Source organism: Shinella sp. HY16, from assembly GCF_028534175.1.
Classification (GTDB): Bacteria; Pseudomonadota; Alphaproteobacteria; order Rhizobiales; family Rhizobiaceae; genus Shinella.
Genome location: NZ_JAHYXL010000004.1, coordinates 258,017 through 279,885, shown reverse-complemented (window position 1 = coordinate 279,885; position 21,869 = coordinate 258,017). Strand labels below are relative to the sequence as shown.

The 21,869-nt window shown below is 67.7% G+C and carries 17 protein-coding genes; 13 read left to right on the top strand and 4 right to left on the bottom strand.

Annotated elements, in window-relative coordinates; translation table 11 throughout:
* Window positions 1–36: 36 nt before the first annotated feature.
* Together tssH and K0P03_RS30210 are read right to left on the bottom strand one after the other, a co-directional pair.
* Window positions 37–2,742 (bottom strand): type VI secretion system ATPase TssH, encoded by a 2,706-nt coding sequence (tssH, locus tag K0P03_RS30215; RefSeq protein WP_272791562.1) that lies wholly within the window; start codon window positions 2,740–2,742, stop codon window positions 37–39.
* Window positions 2,743–2,894: 152 nt separating this feature from the next.
* A complete protein-coding gene (locus K0P03_RS30210; RefSeq protein WP_245290162.1) occupies window positions 2,895–3,257 on the bottom strand; it encodes an STAS domain-containing protein in 363 nt (120 codons plus the stop codon).
* Window positions 3,258–3,357: 100 nt separating this feature from the next.
* Between K0P03_RS30210 and K0P03_RS30205 the strand changes: the two genes are divergently transcribed.
* From K0P03_RS30205 to K0P03_RS30145, 13 genes are all read left to right on the top strand, one after another.
* Window positions 3,358–4,386, top strand: coding sequence for an ATP-binding protein (locus K0P03_RS30205; RefSeq protein ID WP_272791534.1), 1,029 nt, complete (start codon window positions 3,358–3,360; stop codon window positions 4,384–4,386).
* Window positions 4,383–4,763 (top strand): PAAR domain-containing protein, encoded by a 381-nt coding sequence (locus tag K0P03_RS30200; protein ID WP_023517450.1) that lies wholly within the window; start codon window positions 4,383–4,385, stop codon window positions 4,761–4,763. Before K0P03_RS30205 ends, K0P03_RS30200 begins: the two co-directional genes overlap by 4 nt.
* A 1-nt stretch (window position 4,764) precedes the next feature.
* Window positions 4,765–5,844 carry a class I SAM-dependent methyltransferase gene (locus tag K0P03_RS30195; RefSeq protein WP_272791533.1) on the top strand — a complete coding sequence of 360 codons (1,080 nt, stop codon included), beginning with the start codon at window positions 4,765–4,767 and terminating at the stop codon, window positions 5,842–5,844.
* Between the two features lie 79 nt (window positions 5,845–5,923).
* Window positions 5,924–6,682 (top strand): FHA domain-containing protein, encoded by a 759-nt coding sequence (locus K0P03_RS30190; protein WP_272791532.1) that lies wholly within the window; start codon window positions 5,924–5,926, stop codon window positions 6,680–6,682.
* Window positions 6,679–7,239 (top strand): type VI secretion system lipoprotein TssJ, encoded by a 561-nt coding sequence (gene tssJ / locus K0P03_RS30185; protein ID WP_272791531.1) that lies wholly within the window; start codon window positions 6,679–6,681, stop codon window positions 7,237–7,239. Before K0P03_RS30190 ends, tssJ begins: the two co-directional genes overlap by 4 nt.
* A gap of 74 nt (window positions 7,240–7,313) precedes the next feature.
* On the top strand, window positions 7,314–8,645 hold the full coding sequence (gene tssK / locus K0P03_RS30180; protein ID WP_024270065.1) for a type VI secretion system baseplate subunit TssK: 1,332 nt from the start codon (window positions 7,314–7,316) through the stop codon (window positions 8,643–8,645).
* 10 nt (window positions 8,646–8,655) lie between these two features.
* Window positions 8,656–10,098 carry a type IVB secretion system protein IcmH/DotU gene (icmH, locus tag K0P03_RS30175; RefSeq protein ID WP_272791530.1) on the top strand — a complete coding sequence of 481 codons (1,443 nt, stop codon included), beginning with the start codon at window positions 8,656–8,658 and terminating at the stop codon, window positions 10,096–10,098.
* Window positions 10,095–11,882, top strand: a complete 1,788-nt coding sequence (locus K0P03_RS30170) for a type VI secretion protein IcmF/TssM N-terminal domain-containing protein (RefSeq protein ID WP_272791529.1) — start codon at window positions 10,095–10,097, stop codon at window positions 11,880–11,882. Before icmH ends, K0P03_RS30170 begins: the two co-directional genes overlap by 4 nt.
* On the top strand, window positions 11,879–15,394 hold the full coding sequence (gene tssM, locus K0P03_RS30165; RefSeq protein ID WP_272791528.1) for a type VI secretion system membrane subunit TssM: 3,516 nt from the start codon (window positions 11,879–11,881) through the stop codon (window positions 15,392–15,394). Before K0P03_RS30170 ends, tssM begins: the two co-directional genes overlap by 4 nt.
* A 96-nt stretch (window positions 15,395–15,490) precedes the next feature.
* Entirely contained in the window at window positions 15,491–17,326 is a 1,836-nt protein-coding gene (tssF, locus tag K0P03_RS30160) for a type VI secretion system baseplate subunit TssF (RefSeq protein ID WP_272791527.1), read from the top strand.
* A complete protein-coding gene (gene tssG, locus K0P03_RS30155; RefSeq protein WP_272791526.1) occupies window positions 17,290–18,381 on the top strand; it encodes a type VI secretion system baseplate subunit TssG in 1,092 nt (363 codons plus the stop codon). Before tssF ends, tssG begins: the two co-directional genes overlap by 37 nt.
* 118 nt (window positions 18,382–18,499) lie before the next feature.
* Window positions 18,500–20,038, top strand: a complete 1,539-nt coding sequence (locus K0P03_RS30150; protein WP_272791525.1) for a class I SAM-dependent methyltransferase — start codon at window positions 18,500–18,502, stop codon at window positions 20,036–20,038.
* Between the two features lie 4 nt (window positions 20,039–20,042).
* On the top strand, window positions 20,043–20,810 hold the full coding sequence (locus K0P03_RS30145; RefSeq protein WP_272791524.1) for a protein kinase domain-containing protein: 768 nt from the start codon (window positions 20,043–20,045) through the stop codon (window positions 20,808–20,810).
* Window positions 20,811–20,950: 140 nt separating this feature from the next.
* On the opposite strand, the gene K0P03_RS30140 is transcribed toward K0P03_RS30145, so the two are convergent.
* Window positions 20,951–21,289 carry a slr1659 superfamily regulator gene (locus tag K0P03_RS30140; protein WP_023515366.1) on the bottom strand — a complete coding sequence of 113 codons (339 nt, stop codon included), beginning with the start codon at window positions 21,287–21,289 and terminating at the stop codon, window positions 20,951–20,953.
* Between the two features lie 29 nt (window positions 21,290–21,318).
* Window positions 21,319–21,867, bottom strand: a complete 549-nt coding sequence (locus K0P03_RS30135; protein WP_023515365.1) for a slr1658 superfamily regulator — start codon at window positions 21,865–21,867, stop codon at window positions 21,319–21,321.
* Window positions 21,868–21,869: the final 2 nt, after the last annotated feature.

Here is a 21,869-nt window from a genome sequence, read left to right as displayed (position 1 = left end):
TGGATCGGGACGATCACGGCCCGCCCCGCATTGGCTTCATTGCGCTGCCACGAATTCCGTCGGCTGTTCCGGCTGCGCGACCGTATCGCCCGAAGGTTGCGCGTGGAATTCGAACTGGCCGTTTTCATCGAGCACGGCCTTCAGTCCGCCGATCTGTCCGCCCTCCGCCATGACGGCGAGAACATGGGACGACAGCCTCGGCAGGAGCCCACGCGAAAGAATGTACTCGATGTTTCGGGCGCCGCTTTCCACTTCCGTGCAGCGGCTGGCGATCTCCTCGACGAGCGTGTCGTCCCAGCTCAGGACCGCGTTGTAGTTTTCCGCGAAACGCTTGCGGATACGGCCGAGCTGCAGGGTGACGATCTGGCGGATGACGTCGTCGGCGAGCGGAAAATACGGAACCACGGAGCAGCGGCCGAGGAAGGCCGGCTTGAAGCTCTTCAGCAGTTCCGGGCGGATCGCCTCCGTCAGCTCGGTCAGGTCCGGCCGCTTGGCGGGGTCCGCATAGAGCTTGTGGATGAGGTCGGTGCCGGCGTTCGAGGTCATGATGATGACCGTGTTCTTGAAGTCGATGTCGCGGCCTTCGCCGTCGCGCAGCATGCCCTTGTCGAACACCTGGTAGAAGACGTCCTGCACGCCGGGATGGGCCTTTTCCATCTCGTCGAAGAGGATGACCGAATAGGGCCGCCGGCGCACGGCCTCCGTCAGCACGCCGCCTTCGCCGTAGCCGACATAACCGGGAGGCGAGCCGACGAGCATGGAAACCTTATGCTCTTCCTTGAATTCCGACATGTTGATGACGGTGAGGTTCTGCTCGCCGCCATAGAGCAGGTCGGCAAGCGCCAGCGCCGTTTCGGTCTTGCCGACGCCCGAGGTGCCGACCATCAGGAACACGCCGATCGGCTTTCTCGGATCGAGCAGCTTTGCGCGCGACGTGCGGATGGTTTCGGCAATCGCCTCCAGCGCATGGGACTGGCCGATGACGCGCTCGCGCAGCTTGTCGTTGAGGCCGAGGATCGTCTTGATCTCGTTGGAGACCATGCGTCCGACCGGAATGCCGGTCCAGTTGCCGACCACTTCGGCGATCGCCTGGCTATCGACCGTCACCCGCATCAGCGGCGTCTCGCCCTGCAGCGCTTCCAGCTCCCCGGTGAGGACGGAAAGCTCCGCCTTCATCTCCTCGGTGGTCTTCTCGCCCGGCTCGGCTTCGTCCGGAGCGGTCAGGGCATCGTGCAGCGCGCGGATGCGCGAGACGAGGTCCTGCTCGCGCTTCCACTGGTCTTCCAGCTTTTCCAGTTCCTCGGCAACGCGCACGCGCTCCTCTTCGAGGTCCGCGATGCGCCCGGCATGGTCCGCGCCGATCTTCGTTTCACGCGCCAGTACGCCGAGATCGACGTCGATCATGTCCAGCCGGCGGCGGCGGTCCTCGACGGCCGCGGGCACGGCATTGCTGGCGATGGCGACGCGGCCGCAGGCCGTGTCGAGCAGGCTCACCGCCTTGTCGGGCAGCTGGCGGCTCGGAATGTAGCGGCGCGACAGCCGGACGGCATCCTCCACGGCCTCGGCAAGGACGCGCACGCCGTGGTGGCGTTCCAGCGTCGGAATGAGACCGCGCATCATGGCGATGGCCGCAACGTCGTCCGGCTCCTCCACCTTGACCACCTGGAAGCGGCGGGTCAGCGCGGGATCGCGCTCGAAATACTTCTTGTACTCCGCCCAGGTCGTGGCGGCGATGGTGCGCATCTCGCCGCGGGCGAGCGCCGGCTTCAGGAGGTTTGCCGCATCGTTCTGGCCGGCAGCGCCACCGGCGCCGATCAGCGTATGGGCCTCGTCGATGAACATGATGATCGGCTTGGCGGAAGCCTTGACCTCCTCGATCACCTTCTTCAGCCGGTTCTCGAACTCGCCCTTCATACCCGCCCCCGCCTGCAACAGGCCGAGATCGAGCGACAGGAGTTCGACATCCTTGAGGGCAGACGGCACCTCGCCGGCGGCGATCTTCAGCGCAAAACCTTCCACGACCGCCGTCTTGCCGACGCCGGCCTCACCGGTCAGGATCGGGTTGTTCTGGCGGCGGCGGGTGAGGATGTCGACGATCTGGCGCGTCTCGGAATCGCGGCCGAGCACGGGATCGATCTTGCCTTCGCGCGCCCGCGCCGTGAGGTTGATCGTGTACTGGTCGAGCGCCGAACCGCCGGCCGGGCCGGCCGGGGACGAGGTGGAGGCCTCGCCGGAGGCTGCCGTCTTGCCGCTGGCGGCGGCCGACTGGCCGGCCTCGCTGCTGCCCGAGACGATCTTCAGAAGACTGGTCTTCAGCGTTTCCGCATTGATCCGCGCGAAGAGCGGAGAGGCATCGCGCGCCAGTGCGGAGAGGGCGTCGTCGCCGAGCAGGCTGACGATGAGATAGCCGCTGCGGATCGAGCTGTCGCCATATTGCAAGGAGCCGTAGATCCAGGCCTCGCGCACCCACTTGACCACATTGGGGGTGAGGGCCGGCGAGCGGCTGTTGCCGGTCTTCAACCGGTCGAGCACCTTGGTGAGATCGGCCGCGAGCCGGCCCGTGTCGATCTCGAAATGGCGCAGGATGGCCGCGACGTCGTTGTCCGTCGCCTCCACCAGCTTCGTCAGCCAGTGCTCGATCTCGACATTGTAGTGGGTTCTGGACAGCGTCAGCCCGACAGCACCTTCGAGCGACGAGCGGCAATGTGCATTCAGTCGCCCTACCAGCGATTGCAGATCCACGTTCAGCAAAGCAGCCCCCCAGCTTTTGCCACGCCAAAACCCGGTATAACCGTGCTTCAGCGTAAAAGGATGATTAGAATCAATTCTCGTAAGGCAAAACGATTACCAACTCTAAAACCTAGTACGCGTAAAAGTCTACCGTCGTTTGTTTCTCACCCGGAGAGTGCGGCGTCCACATTCGGGTAGATTGGAAACAACCTTAAGAAACCACTCATTTCGAAGACCAGGCGGATGCGGCTGTTGAGGCCGGCCAGCGCCATGCCGCCGCCTGCCGCGCGGATCTTCTTGGCCGCGGAGAGGAAGGCGGAAAGCCCGGTGCTGCTGATATAGTCGAGATTTGTCAGGTCGATGACGAGGTTGACGTCGCCCCGGTCGATGACCGCGGAAAGATGCCTGTCGAAGACGGGAGAGGTCTGGCTGTCGATCCTGCCGCTGGGAGAAACGACGAGCTTGCCTCCCTGCCGGGCCTCGGCGATGTTCATGATGATATTGACCTCGGGCTTCCTGTTGATCACTCTGGCGCTTCGCCGGGACGGCGTCGGATGCGGGCGATGATTTCAGAAAGTTGCGCGACTTGCCAGAACGTTTTTTGACACTTTTCGGTGTGCCGGCGTGATGCGGGAAGGCCCTGTCTCCGATGCCGCGCTGATCGCGCATCTGCGCGCGTCCCTCTTGCCGCAACGGTTTCCGGTGCGCCGCGAGGCCGAGCTGGAAGGCGGTGCGGGCGATGCGGGCGATGCCGTCTCCTTTTACGACCATCATTGGCCGGCGCCGTCGCTGCTCGCCGCCAGCGCCGTGCGGGTAGCGGGTGGCGACATCGCCGCGGCGCTGCGCGCGGCAGGCATCCGGCAGCTTTTGCGCGCCCTTGTCGCCAAGACGGCGAGTGCGCAGGAGGCGCTGGCGGCCCTGGCGGAGCGGATCGACACGGCCGGCCTCGATATCGGCCTCCTCGTCCTCGACGTCGTCACCGGCACGGCATCGGGGGCGGCCTGCGGCAGGGCATCGGCGGTTCTCGCCCGGTCGGAACAGGCCGGTACGGCGGTTCTGCAGGCTGGCGACATCGCGTGGCTGACGGCCGGCGACGTCGCCGCTCCTCCGGCCGCGGTCGCCACACCGCTGGACGGCATCGCCGCGCTGGTGCACGAGCGGATCGGCCGAGGCCGCTCCGGCGCGGCCTGCGCGCTGCTCGTCAAGGCACGCGGCCGCCTTGCGCAGGAAGCGGCCTTCTCCCTCGGCAACACCCATGGCGACATCCAGGTCGCGGCGGAGAAGGTGCGGCGCTTTCTGGAGACGCACGGCGCCGGCGAGGCCGATGTCACCGGCATCGACGTGGCACTCGACGAGATCCTTACCAACATCGTGAACTACGGCTTCGAGGACGGCGGAGCCCACGAAATCGTCCTCGCCCTGTCGATCGCGTCGAACCTGCTGACGATCGAGGTGCAGGACGACGGGCGCCCTTTCGATCCGCTCGGCATTCCCGAGCCCGACCTGGAGGCGGACCTGGAAAGCCGACAGATCGGCGGCCTCGGCATGCATTTCGTGCGCACGCTGCTTGACAGGGTTTCCTACAGCCGCCGTAATGGCTGGAACGTGTTGAAACTGGAAAAACACCTCGTCGCAGAGGCGGAGAAGGCATCGTGAACGCCGCACGCATGGGAGACATGGTCAAGCAGGATGCGCCGCATTGCCATGCGCCGATCCACCCGGCCGCGCTTGTACCGACGCCGGTGCCCCATCCCGCCCTGCCGCTTGCCATCATCGGCGGCCTGCCGACCGTGATGATCGGCAACATGCCCGCCGCAAGGATGACGGACATGACGATCCTCTGCTCGCTGCCCAGCTGCGTGCCCGGTGGACCGGGCATGATCTCCAAGGGCTCCTCCACCGTTCTGATCGGCGGCCTGCCGGCCGCAAGGGTCAACGACCTGACGCTGCACGCCGTCTGCGTCGCGCCGATCCCCAGTCCCGTCGGAAAGATCCTGCCGCCCGGTTGCCCGACCGTGATGATCGGCGGCTGACGTGCGGATAACCCATTTCGAGACGTTGCGGCCGGTCTGTCCGGTTTGCCGGCTGAACGGGCTGGAAGGCCGGCTGAAGCTCACCACGATCGAGGCCGAGACCGGGGAGGACGTTCAGAGCGGCATCCTCTCCTGCGCGCTGTGCGGCTCGGAATTCCCCATCCTCGACGGCATGCCGGTCATCGTGCCGGAGGTGCGCCGCTTCGTGCAGGACAACCTCTTCTACCTCGTGGCCCGCACCGACCTGACGCCCGCCGTCGAAAGCCTGCTGGGCGACGCCGCGGGGCCTGGCAGCGGTCTCGAATCGATCCGCCAGCACGTCTCCTCCTACGCCTGGGACCATTGGGGAGATCACGATCCCGCCGCCTTCACCCCGGTGCCGGGCGGCGGCGTGCCCGGCGCGGTGTCGCGCAACCTCGCCCAGGCCCTCGACATGCTGGACGGGGACCTGCCGGAGGGCCCCGTGCTCGACATCGGCTGCGCGGCCGGCCGCACCGTGACGGACGCGGCGGAGCGGCTCGGCCGCGACGTGCTCGGCATCGACCTCTCCGTGCCGCTGGCGCGCTGCGGCCGACAGGCGGTGGTCGGCGGCCGCATCGACTACGGCCTGCGCCGCGTCGGCCTCGTGTACGACCGGCGGTCCTACGCCCTCCGCCACCGGGCCGAAGGGCGCGGTGACGTGTGGCTCTGCGATGCGCTCGCGCTGCCGTTTTCCGCCGGCACCTTCGCGCTTGCCATCGGCATGAACGTCGTCGATTGTATGCGCGATCCGCGGGCAGGGCTCATCGAAATCAGCCGCGTGCTTGCCGACCACGGCAGCGCGGTGCTGTCCGTGCCCTTCGACTGGGCGGGTCAGGTGACGCCGGTGGAAGCCTGGCTGGGCGGCCACTCGCAGCGCTCCGGCCATGCCGGCAGCCCGGAGGCCATTCTGGACCTCCTCCTGTCCGACGGGCCGCTTGCCGCCGATACGCTCCGACGCACCGGGGCCCCTGCCGAAGTGCCCTGGCACGTCCGGTTGCACGATCGCTCCTGCATGTATTATTCCGCTTATCTGGTGGTCGCGCGCAAGACGGTGGGGTAACATCCCCGCGTGCCAGCGATTCCGTGATTCTTTCGGTCAGACGGAAGATCCGGATCGTCAGCGGGGGTGGACAATGCGATTGCGACTCGTACTCAAGGGGCCGGAGCGGCTGATGGCCGGTCTGCGGGAGAAGACCGTCGAGACGGGTGCCGTCGTCATCGGGCGCTCGGCCGAGGCCGACTGGGTGCTTGCCGATCCCGAACGCATCGTTTCCAAGCGTCATTGCCGCATCGAACGGCAGGCCGGCGGCTTTCTTCTCACCGACATCTCCACCAACGGCGTCCTGGTCAACGGCGTGCCGCTGGGGCGCGAAGCCTCCCGCATGCTGGTCGACAGGGATGTGCTGACGCTCGGCGATGCCGTCATCGCGATTGCGATCGAGACGGAAGCGCCGCTCGTCACGGCCAATGCCGGCCAGGCCGTTCCCTCCGCCGGCGCCGACGATCCCTTCGCCGAAGGCCCCTTCGGTTTCGACGACCTTGCCGAGCAGGCCGTGGAGTCCGCCATCTTGCCGGATGCGACGCCGGAGAATGCTAGAGACAAGGTTGCGGTCCTACAGGATTGGTGGATTCCCGATGCGGCAAGCCGGCATGGCGAGCCAAATCCTGTGGATATCTCCGGGGGCATGGGCAATGCCTCGAATGCAAATACCAATGCGGCGGGCGAGACGGTAGCCTCGTCCGATGCGGAAGCGAATCTCGTTGCGGCAGCCGTAGGGCTGGATGCGGCGGCGTTCGCGAGGGCTGTTGAAGCGGCGATGTCGGTCTTGTCTGTGGACGAAAAGCGTAGGTTTGAGGGGCGGTTGCGGGATCTTCTTCGCAAGGAGAAGGCAGGTTGACGACTGGACTCTATCCGGTGCGGTGGTGGCTGGCCGGGTTGTGCGCGGCGCTCGCGCGCCCTTTCGCCTTCCTGTGCCTGGGTCTGGTGGCCTTTTCCCTCGCCGGCTGTGGTGCCTTCGGTGCGAAGAAGCCGCCGCCGACGGAGATCGAGATCAAGCCGGCGCCGGTCGATGCCAGTCTCGACGTCATCGCGGTCGCCTCACCCCTCGTCAATCCGGGGCCGGACGGGCTGCCGCAACCGGTGGTGATGCGGCTCTACCAGCTGAACGGCGAGACGGCATTCGCCAATGCCAGCTTCCGCCAGCTCTGGGAAGCGGATGCCGAAACGCTGGGGCCCACCATGCTGGGCAAGACGGAACTTTATTTCGCACCCGGTGAGGTGCAGCGGGTCAAGGCGAACCTGATCGAGGGAACCACGATTATTGCCGTGGTGGTCGGGTTTCGCAATTTCGAGGAGGCCAAGTGGCGGGCCATGGTCGGGCTCCAGGGGGACAAGAAGTTCAAGCTCAAGGCGGAGCTGAAGACGCTGTCCATCGAACTGGGGCCGCAGGACTGAGCAAGTCGTGGCGTAGCGGCAAGGCCGGTGCGACGCGGGCAGAGCCCGCGCCGCCGGCGTAAGGAAGGGTGTGGATGTCGTTCGATGACAAGGTGATCTGGTCGGAGGGGATGTTTATCCGTGCCCAGCACTTCCAGCAGGAAGCGCGCCATGTCGAGCGCCAGCTGAGAGCCCGGACCAAAGCGCTCGTTCCCTATGGCTGGGGCTTGACCGAGCTGCGCCTCAACCGCGAACTCCTGTCGATCGGCCAGTTCGCCGTCGAGCGCGCGGCCGGCGTGTTTCCCGACGGCACGCCATTCTCCCTGCCCGACGGCGGCGTACGCCTGCCGCCGCTTATGCTCGGCGAGAGCGTCCGCAACGCCGTGATCTACCTCACCCTGCCGCTGACGGAGCCGGGCGGACGCGAGGTGGCGGACGCCGATGCCGAGCTGACCACGCGCTACACGCTCGCCGAGGTCGATGTGGCCGATGCCAACAGCTCCGATCTCTCCGCCGCGCCGATCAATGTCGGCAAGCTGCGCCTGCGCTACGGGCTAGAGACGAGCGACCGCAGCGGCCTCGTCGGCATCGGGCTCGCGCGCATCGTCGAGGTGCGCAGCGACAATTCCGTGGTGCTCGACGAAAGCTACGTGCCGCCGGCGATGGACTGCTCCGTCTCGCCGATCCTCTCCGGCCTTTTGACGGAAATCGTCGGCCTCACCAACCATCGCGGCGAAGCGATCGCCTCGCGCCTTGCCGGCACCAATGTGGGAACGGCCGCCGAAATCACCGACCTGATGATGCTGCAGACGATCAACCGCTGGCAGCCCGTCTTCACCCATATGGCCTCGGCGGCCTTCGTGCATCCCGAGCGGCTGTTCGTGGCGATGATCGGGCTCGCCGGCGAGCTTGCCACCTTCACCGCCGCCGGCCACCGGCCGCGCCCCTTCCCGGTCTACGATCACGAGCGCCTGCAGCTCTCCTTCGCGCCCGTCGCGGCGGCGGTGCGCCAGGCGCTCAACGCCGTTCTGGAGCGCAGCGCCATCACCATCCCGCTCATCGAGCATCGCTACGGCATCCGCGTCGCGGATGTGCCGGACCGCTCGATCTACGGCAAATATTCCTTCATCCTGGCCGCCAAGGCCGACATGCCGGCCGATGCGCTGGTGCGCCGCCTCGTCGGCCAGATCAAGATCGGCGCAGCCGAGCAGATCACCGAACTCGTCAATGCGGCGCTTCCGGGCGTCATGCTGCGCGCCCTGCCGGTCGCCCCGCGCCAGATCCCCTACCACACGGGGAAAGCCTATTTCGAGCTCGACCGCTCCAGCCCCAACTGGAAGCAGATCGCGGCCGGCACCGGGCTTGCCATCCACGTGGCCGGCGATTTCCCGGCGCTCGAGCTCGACCTTTGGGCCGTGAAGGACTGAGGAGGCGGGCGTGAACGATCCATTTGCCGATTTCCCGAACGCCGACGACACGATCCGCAGGCCGCTCGGCGGCGTTCAGGCACGCCCGGTGTCCGGCTTCGGCCAGGAGAGCCTGCCGCGCGGTGGTTTTTCCGGCGATGGCGGCTTCTTCGCCGCCCGTCCCGTCGCTGGCCAGAAGGACGATCTCGATTTCGGGCTGGATGCCCTGCCGGTCGAGCGCGCGCGCCATCGCGGCGACCCCGCCATCGAAAAGGCCTTCGACCTTGCCGCGGTGAACCCGCTGGTCGGCGCCGCCTCGCCGCTGCTCTGGCTTGCCGGCCGGCTCAACGAAAGCGCCGCGCCCGACGACATCGCCGAGTTCCGCCGCCGCGTGCTGGAGGAGATCCGCAATTTCGAGACGGCCGCCATGGCGCGCGACACGCCCGACCGGCTGGTGCGCGTCTCGCGCTATGCGCTGTGCGCCGTCATCGACGACATCATCCTCAACACCCGCTGGGGCGCGACGACCGGCTGGGCGAGCCAGAGCCTCGTCTCCATCCTCTACAACGAGACCTGGGGCGGCGAGCGCTTCTACGACCTGCTCCAGCAGCTCCTGCAGCAGCCCGAGCAGAACATCGACGTGCTGGAGCTGATGGCGATCTGCCTGTCCATCGGCTTCAGCGGCAAGTACCGCGTCATGGATGGCGGGCAGGGGCAGTTCGCGCGGCTCAGGCAGGATCTCTACCGCGTCATCCGCCGGGTACGCGGCCCCTATGAGCGCAATCTCTCCCAGGTCTGGCAAAGTGCCGCCGCACCGCACCGCGCCCCGCGCAGCATGGCAGCGCCCTGGGCGGCGGCGCTCGTGCTGCTGGCGCTGCTCGCAGTCATCTGGGCCTTCTCGTCCATCAGCCTGCGCTCCAGCATGGAGGAGACCGCGACGCAGATCAGCGCGCTCGTTCCCGCCATTCCGCTTCTCGTCGAGCGCGCCGGCATCCCGACCATCCCGGATCCCGTGCCGCCGGTGCGCAAGACGCAGATCGAGCGCCTGTCGGAGGCGCTGGCCGCCGAGATCGCCGATGGCCGGGTCGAGGTGGCGAGCATCGGCGACAAGGTCGCGATCCGCATGCTGAAGGCCTCCTTCCCCTCCGGCGGCACCGACCTGTCGCTGGCCGAGGAACCGCTGATCACCAAGATCGGCGACGCGCTGGATGGCGAGAGCGGCGCCATCGTCGTCGTCGGCCATACCGACAACGTGCCCGTCGGCGCGGGAAGCCCGCTCGGCGACAACATGGCGGTTTCGCTCGCCCGGGCGCGCTCGGCGGCGCAGATGCTGCAACGTCATGTCGATGACGCTGCGCGTGTCACCTTCGAGGGCCGCGGCGCCAACGACCCGATCCTGCCGAACACGACGCGGGAGAACCGCGCGCGCAACCGGCGCGTCGAATTCCAGATCCCGGCGGAAAAGACGCCATGAGGCCATGGCTGCTCATCACCTGGTTTCTCGGACTTGCGGCGGCGCTTGCCGCGGGCTGGTTTCTGGCCAAGCAGCCGCCCGTCGACAATCCCGACCTGAAGCTCCTGCTGCCGCTGCTGCCCGTCGTGGTCTGGGCGTTGCTGCCGGTGGTCTTCTCCCGCCTCTTCCTGAAGCGCGGCACGCCCGAGACGCCGGCGCTGCGCGACCTGCGCCGGCAGGTTTCCGCCTTCCTCGCCGATCGCGGCCTCAAGGGTGCGCGCGGGCGCTACTCGGTGCCGTTCTTCCTCGTCGTCGGCCCGGCGGGCAGCGGCAAGACCTGCCTGCTCGAAAGCACCGAGATGCGCCTCGGCATGCCGAAGACGATCGGCCCGGCCAACTGGTGGGTCGGCCCGGAGGCCGTGTTCGTCGAGGCGCAGGTTTCCGAGGATGCCGGCGAACTGTTCCGCCTGCTGCGCGCCGTGCGGCCGAAGCTGCCCGTCAACGGCATCCTCCTCGTCGTCAGTCCGGCGGATCTTGTCCTGGCCGACCAGATCGAGCAGCGCATGACCGCCGAAACCATCGCCACCTGGTTCCGCCAGGCCGACGAGACGCTCGACCAGACGCTTCCGGCCTATGCGCTCCTGTCACGCACCGATCTCGTGCCCGGCTTCCAGGAGATTTTCGAGCGCATCGAGCCGGCCGACCGGGCACAGCCCTGGGGCTTTGCCCTGGCGCATGACAGAAAAGAGACGAAAACCGTCGAGGCGCTGCACGCGGAGATCGACGCCGGCTTCGGCGACATCGTCGAGACCATGCGCCGCCGCCATATCGAACTCCTGTCGAAGGAGGCCGATGCGATCCGCTGCGTGCATATCCACGGTTTTTCCGCGCAGATCGCGGCGATCCAGCGCATCATCATGCCTGTTGTCGATGCGATGATGCCGATGGGCAACGGCGCCTGGCGGGGCGTTCTCCTGCGCGGCATCTTCATGACCAGCGCGCGCCAGGAGATGCTGTCCATCGACGCCCTGCTGCCGGAACTGTCGCGCCGCTTCGCCATGCCCCGCAGCGGCATGCTGCCGCCCGATCTCGGCGGCGACGAGGAACTGAACCACGGCTATTTCATCAGCGGCGCCGTGAAGAAGGCCATCCTCCCGGAAGCCGGCCTCGTGCTGAAGGAGCGCCAGCGCGCGGCCGCGCCCGCCCTCTACTGGCTGCCGCTCGCCCTTGCCCTCCTCGTCTGTGCGGCCGGCGGCTACGCCCTGTTCTCGACCTTCGACCACGAGATCGGCCTGCGGCGCCAGGTGCAGGAGGCGATCGGCGATGCCGCGCCGCTCACCGGACCCACGCGCCGGGAGGACCTGCCGCGCACGCTTGCCGCGCTGGAGCGGCTCGATGCGGTGAGCCTCGTGCTGGCCGCGCAGAAGCCCGTGCCGCGCTACGCCTTCTGGCTCGACAAGCGCGGCATGCTGAAGGACGGTCTTGCAGAGGCGAAGCGGGCGCTGCACGTCAATGCGCTCGCGCCGCAGGTCGCCGCCTGGCTCGAGGCCGACCTCGTCGAAGACGGGAACGACACGGCAGCACTCAATGCGCTGATCGCCCTGGCTGAAACGGCCGGCGATCCGGCCTCGCCGGCATTGCGCGCATGGCTCGAGAACCGCGCCCCGGCGGTTGCCGGCGGTCATCCCGAAAAATTCGTCGCCGAGGCGCTGGAGGCGATCCGCCAGGCCGGCGGCCTTGCCGTCGACCGCGCCTATGTCGAGGCCGCACGCCGACGCATCGCCTACCGGGAAAGCCTGACGTGAGCGTGGGTGCGCGACTCAGGAAGCGTTTGCGGGTGCTGCGCCGCCCGGGCGTCATCCTGACGCTCGTCGTGCTGTTTCTAGCACTCGTCGTCTGGTTCATCGGCCCGCTCATCGCTTTTGGCGACATGCGCCCGCTGGGATCGTCCAGCGCCCGTCTTGCCATGCTCCTCCTGCTGGCGCTCGTCTGGGGCGGCGTCGGTTTCCTGATGCGCACCAAGCGGTCCAGCGAAGAGGCCGCGCTGCTTGCGGCCCTGCGCAAGCAGGAAGAGGAAGCGACCGCAAAATCCGACAGGGCCACGGCAGAGGCCGAAGCCGAGATATCCGCGTTCCGCGACGCGGCCGGCCGGGCGATGGGCCTGCTCAGGCGGGGCCATGGCGATCTCTTCGTCAGCGCGCGCTACGCACTGCCCTGGTACATGGTGCTCGGCGCCGACGGCGCGGGCAAGACGTCGCTGGTGCGCGCCAGCGGCCTGACGCTGCCGTTCGAGGGCGACGGCACGGTGGAGACCCCTTCCGCCCGTTTCCACATCAGCGACCAGGCACTGCTGGTGGAGTTTTCCGGCCGGCTCACCGGCAGCGAGGAGCCGCAGGCACGCCAGCTCTGGCTCAAGGCGCTGCAGCACATCCGCAGCCTGCGGTCGCGCCAGCCGGTCAACGGCATCCTCGTTGCGATCAGTGTCGACGAGCTGCTGGCCATGCTGCCGGAAGAGGCGGTCGCCTATGCCACGGCCATTCGCCAGCGGCTCGACGAGGCGGTGCAGCGCCTGCGCGCCAACGCGCCGGTCTACATCGTCGTGACGAAGCTCGACCGGATCGTCGGCTTCGAGGAGCTTTTCGAGGACCTGACGACCGAAGAGCGTGCGGCCGCCTTTGGCCTGCCGATCGCGCCGGATCTCGGCGGCGATGCGCGCGGACCGGCAGAAGCCCTCGACAAGGGGTTTGCCGGCCTCGTCGAGCGGATCATGCAGCGCCAGTTCGTCTGCCTGCAGGAAGAGCCCGACGAGATGCGCCGCCGCCGGGCCTTCGAGTTTCCCGCACAGTTCGCGCTGCTGCGTGAGCGCATCCAGCCGTTCGTGCAGCAGCTTGCCACCCAGCACCGCTTCGGCACCGCCACGAACATGCGCGGCGTCTTCTTCGTCTCCTGCCGGCAGGACGGCGACAATGTCGATGCGCTGGCCGGCTCGCTCGCGCCGGTCTTCGGGCGCAGCGCGGCGGCGCTGTCGCTGGCACCCGATCCGGGCATGCGGCGCGTGCGGCCCTTCTTCCTCTACGGGCTCTTCCGCAAGGCCATCTTGCCGGAGGCCGATCTTGGCGGGCTGACGCGGCCGGCGCTCGCGGCGGCGCGGTTCAAGGATCTGGCGATCAACGCCGTCCTCTGCCTTGCCGCCTTCGCCGCGCTCGCCTTCTGGTGGTTCGGCTTTTCCGACGGGCGCGCCTATGTCGCCGGCGTCACCGGCCAGACCACCGCGGCCCGCGGCGAGATCGCCGAGGCCGTGCCGGGCGGCACGCTCTCCATGCGCTTCGAGCCGGTCCTGGCGGTGCTCGACCGGCTTGCCGCGCTCAGCGAGGCCGAACCGCGCGGCGCGACCTTCGGCCTCTACAGCCCCGATCCTGTGCAGGGCGAGGCGCGCAAGGCCTATGACAAGGCGCTTGCCAACCTGTTCTTTCCCTTCGTCTGGCAATATCTGCGTCAGGGCCTCGAGAACCCCGCCACACCCGCGGCACTGCGCTTCACCCAGCTGAAGTTCTACCTGATGCTGACCGGCGAGCGTCCGCCGGGCCGCGAGACAGCAGCACTGCTCGGCCCGGACTTTGCCGCCAACTGGATGCTCTACGACCGCAGCGACGCGGTGGACCGGCGCATTGCCGAGCATTTCTCCGAACTCGCGTCCGTTGCGATCCCGGCGCCGGCGGCCGATGTCGCGCTGATCGAGAAGGCGAGGGCGGACATCACCAATTACAGCCTCGCCCGGCTTGCCTACGACCAGGCGCTGACGCTGCCCGACGTTGCGGCGATGGCCATGTGGCGGCCGGTCGACCATATGGGGCTTTCCGGTCCCGAGGCGCTGGCGCGGGTGAGCGGGGCAAGCTTCTTCGACGGTATCGAGGGCATCTACACGAAGAACGGCCTCGGCGTGATGATGCGCGCTTCGGCAGAGGCCGCGAGCACGCTTGCCGACGATCTCTGGGTGATGGGCCGGCCCGATACCGCGCTCGACCGCGAGCGCGAGACCGGCCGCATCCGTGACGGCCTCGCCGATCTCTACCGTGTCACCTACATGAGCCGCTGGGACAGCCTGATCGCCGACCTCGGCATTTCCGGCGAGACCGACGCACGCCGTCTTGCCGATGCGGTGGCCATCGTCGCCGGCAACCCTTCGCCGGCCAAGGAGCTTTTCGTCGCCATCGCCACGGAGGTGGATCTCCAGGACCTGTCGACGACGGCGGCAAGCGCCGTCGAGGCACTGGCGGCCGAGCGGCTTTCGCAGGTGACGAAGACCGTGCGGGCGCCGCGCCGCGTCGTCAACGTGCCGCAATCGGTCAGCGATCATTTCAGGGCCTTCCGTCTCGCGGTCGTGCCGGCGGCGGAGGGACAGCAGTCGCAAGTCGACGACATGCTCGCCGCGCTCGAACCGCTCTATCGCCAGCTGAACCACGTGGCAGCCGGCGGCGACGTGCTGGAGCTCGGCGCCGAACCGCAGACGATCCTCAGCCAGCTCACCGACCGCAACGGCAAGCTCCCGGCAAACCTGCAGCCCTTCTTCGCCCGCATCCTCACCCAGGTGGGCGCGGTGACGGGCGGCAGTTCGCGTGAGCGGCTGAAGGAGATCTGGACCTCGACCATCCTGCCGCTGTGCACCGCCACGACTGTCGGCCGCTACCCCTTCGACCGGGAGAGCATCAACGACGCCTCGCTCGACGACTTTTCCCGGCTGCTCGGTCCGCAAGGCGCGATCGCCGGTTTCCGCGACACCTATCTGAAGCCCTATATCGACCGGACGACGAAGCCCTGGCGCTGGAAAAGCGGCCAGCAATTCGGCCTCGGTTTCCCCGATGAGGTCCTCGCCGCCTTCGAAAAGGCCGACGACATCACGACCGTCTTCTTTGCCGGGCAGGAGAAGCCGAATGTCGACTTCACCGTGGAAGTCGGCAAGCTGGACATGACGGCCCGCGCCTTCCTCATCGATATCGGCGGCAAGGTGGCGAGCTACACGCACGGACCGCCGGCAGGCACGCAATATCTCTGGCCGCCGGAGAACCTGGTGGCGGGCGCGTCCATGTCCATGACGCCCGAGGTTGCCGGCCAGCGAAACATCCTGACGGAACAGGGCGCCTGGGCGCTCTTCCGCCTTTTCGACCAGGGCCGCAAGATCGAGAAGAACCCGACGGACGTCGTCACCTACCAGTTCCGCCTCGGCAGCCGCGCCGTGCTGATGCGCCTCACCGCCCCCGCCACGCGCAACCCCTTCGCGCGCGACGTCCTCTCCCCGTTCGCGTGCCCGACGCTATGAGACACCGTCCGCCTTTCCTTGACAGCATGAAACGGAGTGCGCCAATGTCCGCACAACCATCGCGATATGCCCGTTTCCAATCGCCAAGGGGCCTCCATGTCGGATGATCTGCTTGTCCACTACAACCGCGAACTGCTGAGCATCCGCCGGGCTGCGGCGGCCTTTGCGGCCGAAAACCCGCGCATCGCGGGCCGGCTGCGCCTGTCCGAGGACGCGATCGAGGATCCGCATGTCGGCCGGCTCATCGAGGCTTTCGCCTATCTCACCGCCCGCGTGCGGCAGAAGATGGACGACGATTTCCCTGAGCTGACCAATGCCATGCTCGGCATCCTCTATCCGCATTTCGACCGGCCGATCCCGTCCATGTCGATCCTCCAGCTCGATCCGAAGGCGGAGCTGGCAGAGCCCTATCCCGTCCCGTCGGGCACGCTGCTCGACACCGAGCCGGTCGATGGCGAGCGCTGCCGGTTCAGTACCTGCTCGGATGTCACGCTGCATCCGATCGTCGTGCGTGCGGCCACGCTCACCGGCCGCCCGATCACCGCGCCGGAAACGCCGCAGGCGCACAATGCGGCGGGCTGCCTGCGCCTGACGTTGGAAATGGCGGGTGAGGACCAGAGTTTTTCGAGCTACAATCCCGGGCGCCTGCGCTTCTTCCTGCGGGGCCAGCCGCAGCTCGTCTATCCGCTCTACGAACTCCTGCTCAACGACGTGGTCGCGATCGCCTTTGCCGAAGGCGCCAGCGACCGCAGCCCGGCAATGCTGGATGCCGACGCTCTTTCACCGGGCGGCTTCGGCCCGCACGAGAGCATGCTGCCCTATCCGCAGGCCTCGCATCCGGCCTACCGGCTTCTGACCGAGTATTTCGCCTTCCCCGAAAAATTCCTGTTCGTCGATCTCGAATTCCCGGAGGCCGGGCGCCTTGCCGGCAAGGGGCGTACGCTCGACGTCTTCCTCTATCTCAACCGTGCCGCGCCCAGCCTGGAGCGCTCGTTGACGGCGGCCGCCTTCGCGCTCGGCTGCACGCCGATCGTCAACCTGTTCCCCCAGACCGCCGAGCCGGTCAAGCTCGACAGGACGGTCACCGAATACCGCGTCGTGCCGGACAGCCGGCGGCTGAATGCGCTGGAGGTCTACAGCATCGAGGCCGTTGCCACCGTGAATGCCGAGGGGGACGCGAGGACGCTGTCGCCGTTCTACGGCATCCGCCACGGCGTCGATGCCGACGAGGTCCGCGGCGAGGAGAAGGCGGCAGCCTGGTGGCTCTCGCACCGCCGGCCGGCCGAGGAGGAGAACCCGGGCAGCGAGGTCTTCCTGTCGCTCTCCGATCCCGAATTCAACCCGAAGAGCCTTGCCGACGACGTCCTGTCGGTGGAAACGCTCTGCCTCAACCGCAACCGGCCGGAGCGGCTGCCCTTCGGCGGCGGCCAGCCGCAATTGCGGATGGTCGAGCCGGTGCCGATGGTGAAGGGCATGCGGCTGCTGACGGTGCCGACCGCGACGATCCGCCCGCATTACGGCCAGGGCGGGCGCTGGCGGCTTATCTCGCATCTGGCGCTCAACCATCTCTCGCTCGTCTCCGATGGCGGGGTGGAGGCGCTGAAGGAAATCCTGCTGCTCTACGATTTCCGCAACTCCGCCGAAACGCGGGCATTGATCGACGGCATCACGGCGCTCTCCTCGCAAAGCGGCACGGCGCGGGTGCGCAGCTTCGGCCAGAGCGCCTTCTGCCGCGGCGTCGACGTGACGATGACCTTCGAGGAAGGCAATTTCTCCGGTAACGGCGTATTCCTCATGGCGAGCATCATCGAGCGTTTCCTCGGCCTCTATGCGAGCGTCAATTCATTCTCACGGCTCACCGCCCTCGTTCGGGGGCGAAGCGGAAAGCTGAAGACATGGCCGGCACGGGCAGGCGATCGAATTCTTCTCTAGTCGCCCGCGCCTTCGACGGGCCGCAGGCGTTCGAACTCTTCCAGATGATCCGCATCCTGGAAGCGCTTGGCGCGGAGGAGGGGCACGACACCGCGCACCGGCCGGTCGATCCGGTCGGGCAGGGGGTGGACCCCGAGCGGGCGGCCGTGAAGATCCGTTCGTCGGTGCCGCTCGGCTTCGCCTCGGCGGAGGTGCTTTCCGTGCGCCGACCGCGCAGCGGCGGACCTGTCGAGATGACGCAGACGCTGGTCGGCCTGACCGGCCCCTCGGGCGTGCTGCCGCATGCCATGAGCGAGCTCGTGCAGATGAGCGTGCGCGAACGCAATTTTGCCCTGCGCGAGTTCTTCGACGTCTTCAACAACCGGCTTTCTGGCTTGCTCTACAATGCCTGGGCCAAGTATCGCCCGGCGATCGAGCGCGAGCGGGCGGCGCAGCTTTCGACCGCCGCCCCCATCGACCACGCGCTGAAATCCCTTGTCGGCCTCGGCCTGCCGGCGATGACCGACCGCACCCGGGTGGGCGACCACACCTTCGTCTTCTTCGGCGGGCTTCTTGCCCGGCAGGGCCGCTCGGCGGTGGCAATCGAGCAGGCGCTCGCCGGCGCGCTCGGGCACACGCTGCGCGTCGAGCAGTTCGCCGGCGAATGGTATCCGATCGCCCCGTCCGACCGCACGCAACTGCCCGACCGCACCCGGCCGCGTGGCGCCTTCGCGTGCCTCGGCGACGATGCGGTGATCGGTACGAAGACCTTCGACATCCAGTCCACGGTCACGCTGCGCGTGGAGGGGCTGGACTATCCGGCCTTCCGATCGCTGCTGCCGGACGGCAGCCGGGCACGGCTACTCACCGACCTTGCCGCCAGCGCGCTCGGCGCCGACAAGATGTTCAACATCCGCCTGGAGCTGAAACCCGACCATGTGCCGGCGCTGCGGCTCGGCGGGCAGCGCGAGGACACCAAAGCGAGCAGGCTCGGCTGGAACACCTGGCTCCAGCCGGCACGCCCGCGCCAGCAGCCGGCCGCCGTCCAGTTCCGCCCGCCGCCGCATCTGCGCTGAAAGACGTTCCCGGCAGAGCTGCGCAGCGGTTTTGCGGAAAAACAGAAGACTGGCGCACCTGTCGTTCCCGCGCCGCCCGCGTATCCCTATTGATATTGCTCGAGCATAGGATTTCATCATGAATGACTGGACCCACGGCTACGTTTCCGACATCGAATATCTCCCCGGCTTCTATATCGAGCAGACGCCGGCGCATCTGGACGTGGCCTGTCTCCTGCGTGGCATCGAGCCGCCGGTGGAGGAGGGGGCGCCCTTCGCCTATTGCGAACTGGGATGCGGGGTCGGCGAAACGGCGCTGACGATCGCCGCAGCCAACCCGCAGGCCGACGTCTGGGGTTTCGATTTCAATCCGGCGCATATCGCACGCGGGCGCTCGCTCGCCGCGGCCGGTTCCGTCGGCAATATCCGCCTGGAGGAGGCCTCCTTCGAGGATCTGGCCCATGGCCGGCAACCGGGCCTGCCGATGTTCGACTATATCACGCTGCATGGCGTCTGGAGCTGGGTCAGCGCGGAGAACCGCCGCCATATCGTCGATTTCGCCGCCCGTCATCTGAAGCCCGGCGGGCTCCTCTATGTCACCTACAATGCTCTGCCGCGCTGGACCGCTTCCATGCCGATGCAGCGCCTCGTCAGCCTCGCCGCCGCGCATGACAGCGAGCGCAGCGACCGGCGCGTGCTGCGGGCGCTGGACATGGCTCGCGCCTTCTCCGAGGCCGGCGCCGACCTGATCCCGGCGGAAATGCTCGACCGGCTGGACAAGGAGCGGGCGGAGGGAACCGCCTATCTCAGCCACGAATATCTCAATGCACACTGGTCGCCCTGCTACCAGATCGACGTGGCGCAGGATCTGGCGGCGGCCAAGCTGTCCTTCGTCGCCGCAGCCAATCTCTTCGAGAACTATCCGGACCTCTGCACGACCGACGCCCAGCGGCGTCTCATCGAGGGCTTCCCCGCCGCCCATGCGGAAACCGCGCGGGACTTCTTCCTTGCCCGCAGCTTCCGGCGCGACATCTATATGCGCGGGCCCCGGCCGATCGCCGCCCGGCGGCTGGAAAAGCGGCTGGCGGCCCGCAGGCTCGCCCTCGTCGTGCCACCCTCCGCGATCAAGCTTTCCGTGAAGGTGCCGGTCGGCGAGGCAACGCTGAACGAGAGCTTCTACGGCCCGGCCCTTGCCGCCCTCGCCGAAGGCCCCATGACGATCGGCGCGCTCAGGAGCCTGCCGGAGGCGGACGGCTCGTCCGCCACGGAGCGTGAGGTACTGGGCATGCTGATCGGCTCCCGCCAGGTGATGGCCCTGCCGAATGCGGTGACGGAGGAGAGCGTCGCAGCGGTGCGGCGCTACAACCGCGCCCATCTCAGGATCTGCTCCGACGAGGGCCGCGCCGTCTGCGCGCTCGCGGCGGCGGGGATCGGCTCCGGCATCACGGTGCGCCTGTTCGAAATGCTGGCCTACGAAGTGCTGCTCGACGGCGTCGAGGCGGAGGCCGGCGCGGTGACGGCGGCCATCCACGCCCTGCTGGCGGCGCGCGGCGACCGGCTGCGCAACGAGGGCGTCCCGATCGAGGACGAGGGGGAGGCGCTGCGTGTCATCCGGGAAAATGTCGACCTGATCCTGACCGTCGCCCTGCCGATGTGGCGGCGCATCGGCGCGATCTAGGCCGATGGGCGCACCGCCCCCGGTCAGCGAAGCCGTCCTGCGCGGGCAGGGTCCCGTGCGGGTCTACCGCGCGCAGATCGGGGCGGCGCCCGTCATCGTCAAGCGTCTCGTCGGGGACGGGGATGCCGTGGCGCTCCGGCGTTTCGAGCGCGAGCGGCGGATCGCCCGGCTGCTGGTACATCCCTCGCTGCCGCAGCTCGTGGCGGAGGGCGAGGACTGGATTGCCTTCAAGATGCTGGGGAAGGCGCTTTGCGAACCCGATGTGGCGGCGCGCTACGCGGATCCGGCCGCCCTCCGCCCGCTGCTCGCCAGGCTTGCCGCTGCGCTTGCCTTCGCCCATGCGCGCGGTGTCGTCCACCGCGACGTGAAGCCGGCGCACGTGCTCTTCGACGGCGGAACGCCGGTGCTCATCGATTTCGGCATTGCCGGTACGCCCGGCGATGACCTGCAGCGAGCGGAACTGTCCGGTTCGCCCGCCTGGATGGCGCCGGAACAGCTTGCCGGCGAACCGGCCGGTCCGGCGGCCGACATCTGGCCGCTCGCGGCGCTCGGCCTGTTCCTGCTGACGGGGGAAAAGCCCTATGAAGGCGAGGCGGAGGCGGTGCTGCGCCGCCGGCGGGCGGGCGAGCCGCCGGCTTTCGTCGTCTCCGCGGCCCTGGAACGGGAGGACCCCGCTCTGCTCGGCGTGCTGATGGCGGGAATCGGTGCGGCGGACCGGCCGACGGCGGCGGAGTTCCTGCGGATACTAGAGGGCACCTGCCCCTCACCCTGACCCTCTCCCGGCAAGCGGAAGAGGGGACTTGCCCTACAAATCGTCGTGAGCGGGAAAAACGGCGGCGGCATCTTCCCTTCGCCTTGCTTGCAGGGAGAAGCTGCCGGCAGGCGGATGAGGGGCGCTCCGCCCCTCCATCCTCAGGCGATGACCAGATTGACTGCCGGGTGCAGCTTCTTCAGGTTCGGCAGGGACTTGGACTGCCACGGGATCTGCGTGCTGCCTTTGACCATGAGGCCGATGCCCGGCTGCTTGCGCACGTCGATGGTGAATTTGGCGAGCAGGTTGATGCCGGAGCTGTTGAGGAATTCCAGCCCCGACAGATCGAGCGTGATGGTTTCCGGCTTCTCGGTCAGCACCTGCTGCATCAGTTCCAGGATCGGGGCATAGGCCTCCGTGCCGGAAAGGCGCATCGTGCCCTCGTAATGGATCGCAGAACCCTCGCTCCAGACACGGTATTCGTTCGTCTTGATTTCCATTTTGTACAATAAACTCCCGGTATGTCTGCTCAAACGATGTCGAGGGCGGCGTAGGTGTCGAGGCGCATCGCGTCCGGTACTGCCGCTGGTTGGAAACGCCAGCCGAGACGCGCGCCATAGTCGCTCATTAGGGTGAGCAGGCCAAGTCCCGAGCCGCTCGAATTCATGTTCTCCGCATTTTCTTCGATGCGTTCGATGAGGAGTTCACCCGGGTCACGGGTCGTCAGTTCGGCAAGGAGCGCCTGGAACCTGCCGGCCGTCTCCTGGGTGACGAGATTGCTGATGCGGATCTCGAAGCAGCTGCCGTCGAGCGAGGCCTCCAGCGTGATGCCGTCGCCATGGCGGAACTTCACCGCATTCTCGAGCAGTTCGTTGGCGAGATAGCCGATGCTGTGGCGCGCCTCGTTATAATCGCCGCCCTCGTCCCGCCGCCGCAGGGCGAAGAAGTCGCCGAGGAATTCCGACGTAACGCCGCAATGCTGCCAGGCAAGGTCGAGCGGCCCGTCGGCAAGACGGATGCGGTTCTTCAGCGCCCCGGCGCCGTTGGTGAATTCCACCTGTCCGAATGTGGCTTCCATGA

What these genes read in the sequence shown, in the direction of transcription:
- K0P03_RS30135 (WP_023515365.1), bottom strand. Translation starts at nt 21,867, where the DNA reads ATGGAAGCCACATTCGGACAGGTGGAATTCACCAACGGCGCCGGGGCG.
- tssK (WP_024270065.1), top strand. Translation starts at nt 7,314, where the DNA reads ATGTCGTTCGATGACAAGGTGATCTGGTCGGAGGGGATGTTTATCCGT.
- K0P03_RS30205 (WP_272791534.1), top strand. Translation starts at nt 3,358, where the DNA reads ATGCGGGAAGGCCCTGTCTCCGATGCCGCGCTGATCGCGCATCTGCGC.
- K0P03_RS30150 (WP_272791525.1), top strand. Translation starts at nt 18,500, where the DNA reads ATGAATGACTGGACCCACGGCTACGTTTCCGACATCGAATATCTCCCC.
- K0P03_RS30170 (WP_272791529.1), top strand. Translation starts at nt 10,095, where the DNA reads ATGAGGCCATGGCTGCTCATCACCTGGTTTCTCGGACTTGCGGCGGCG.
- tssG (WP_272791526.1), top strand. Translation starts at nt 17,290, where the DNA reads ATGGCCGGCACGGGCAGGCGATCGAATTCTTCTCTAGTCGCCCGCGCC.
- K0P03_RS30145 (WP_272791524.1), top strand. Translation starts at nt 20,043, where the DNA reads ATGGGCGCACCGCCCCCGGTCAGCGAAGCCGTCCTGCGCGGGCAGGGT.
- tssF (WP_272791527.1), top strand. Translation starts at nt 15,491, where the DNA reads ATGTCGGATGATCTGCTTGTCCACTACAACCGCGAACTGCTGAGCATC.
- K0P03_RS30140 (WP_023515366.1), bottom strand. Translation starts at nt 21,289, where the DNA reads ATGGAAATCAAGACGAACGAATACCGTGTCTGGAGCGAGGGTTCTGCG.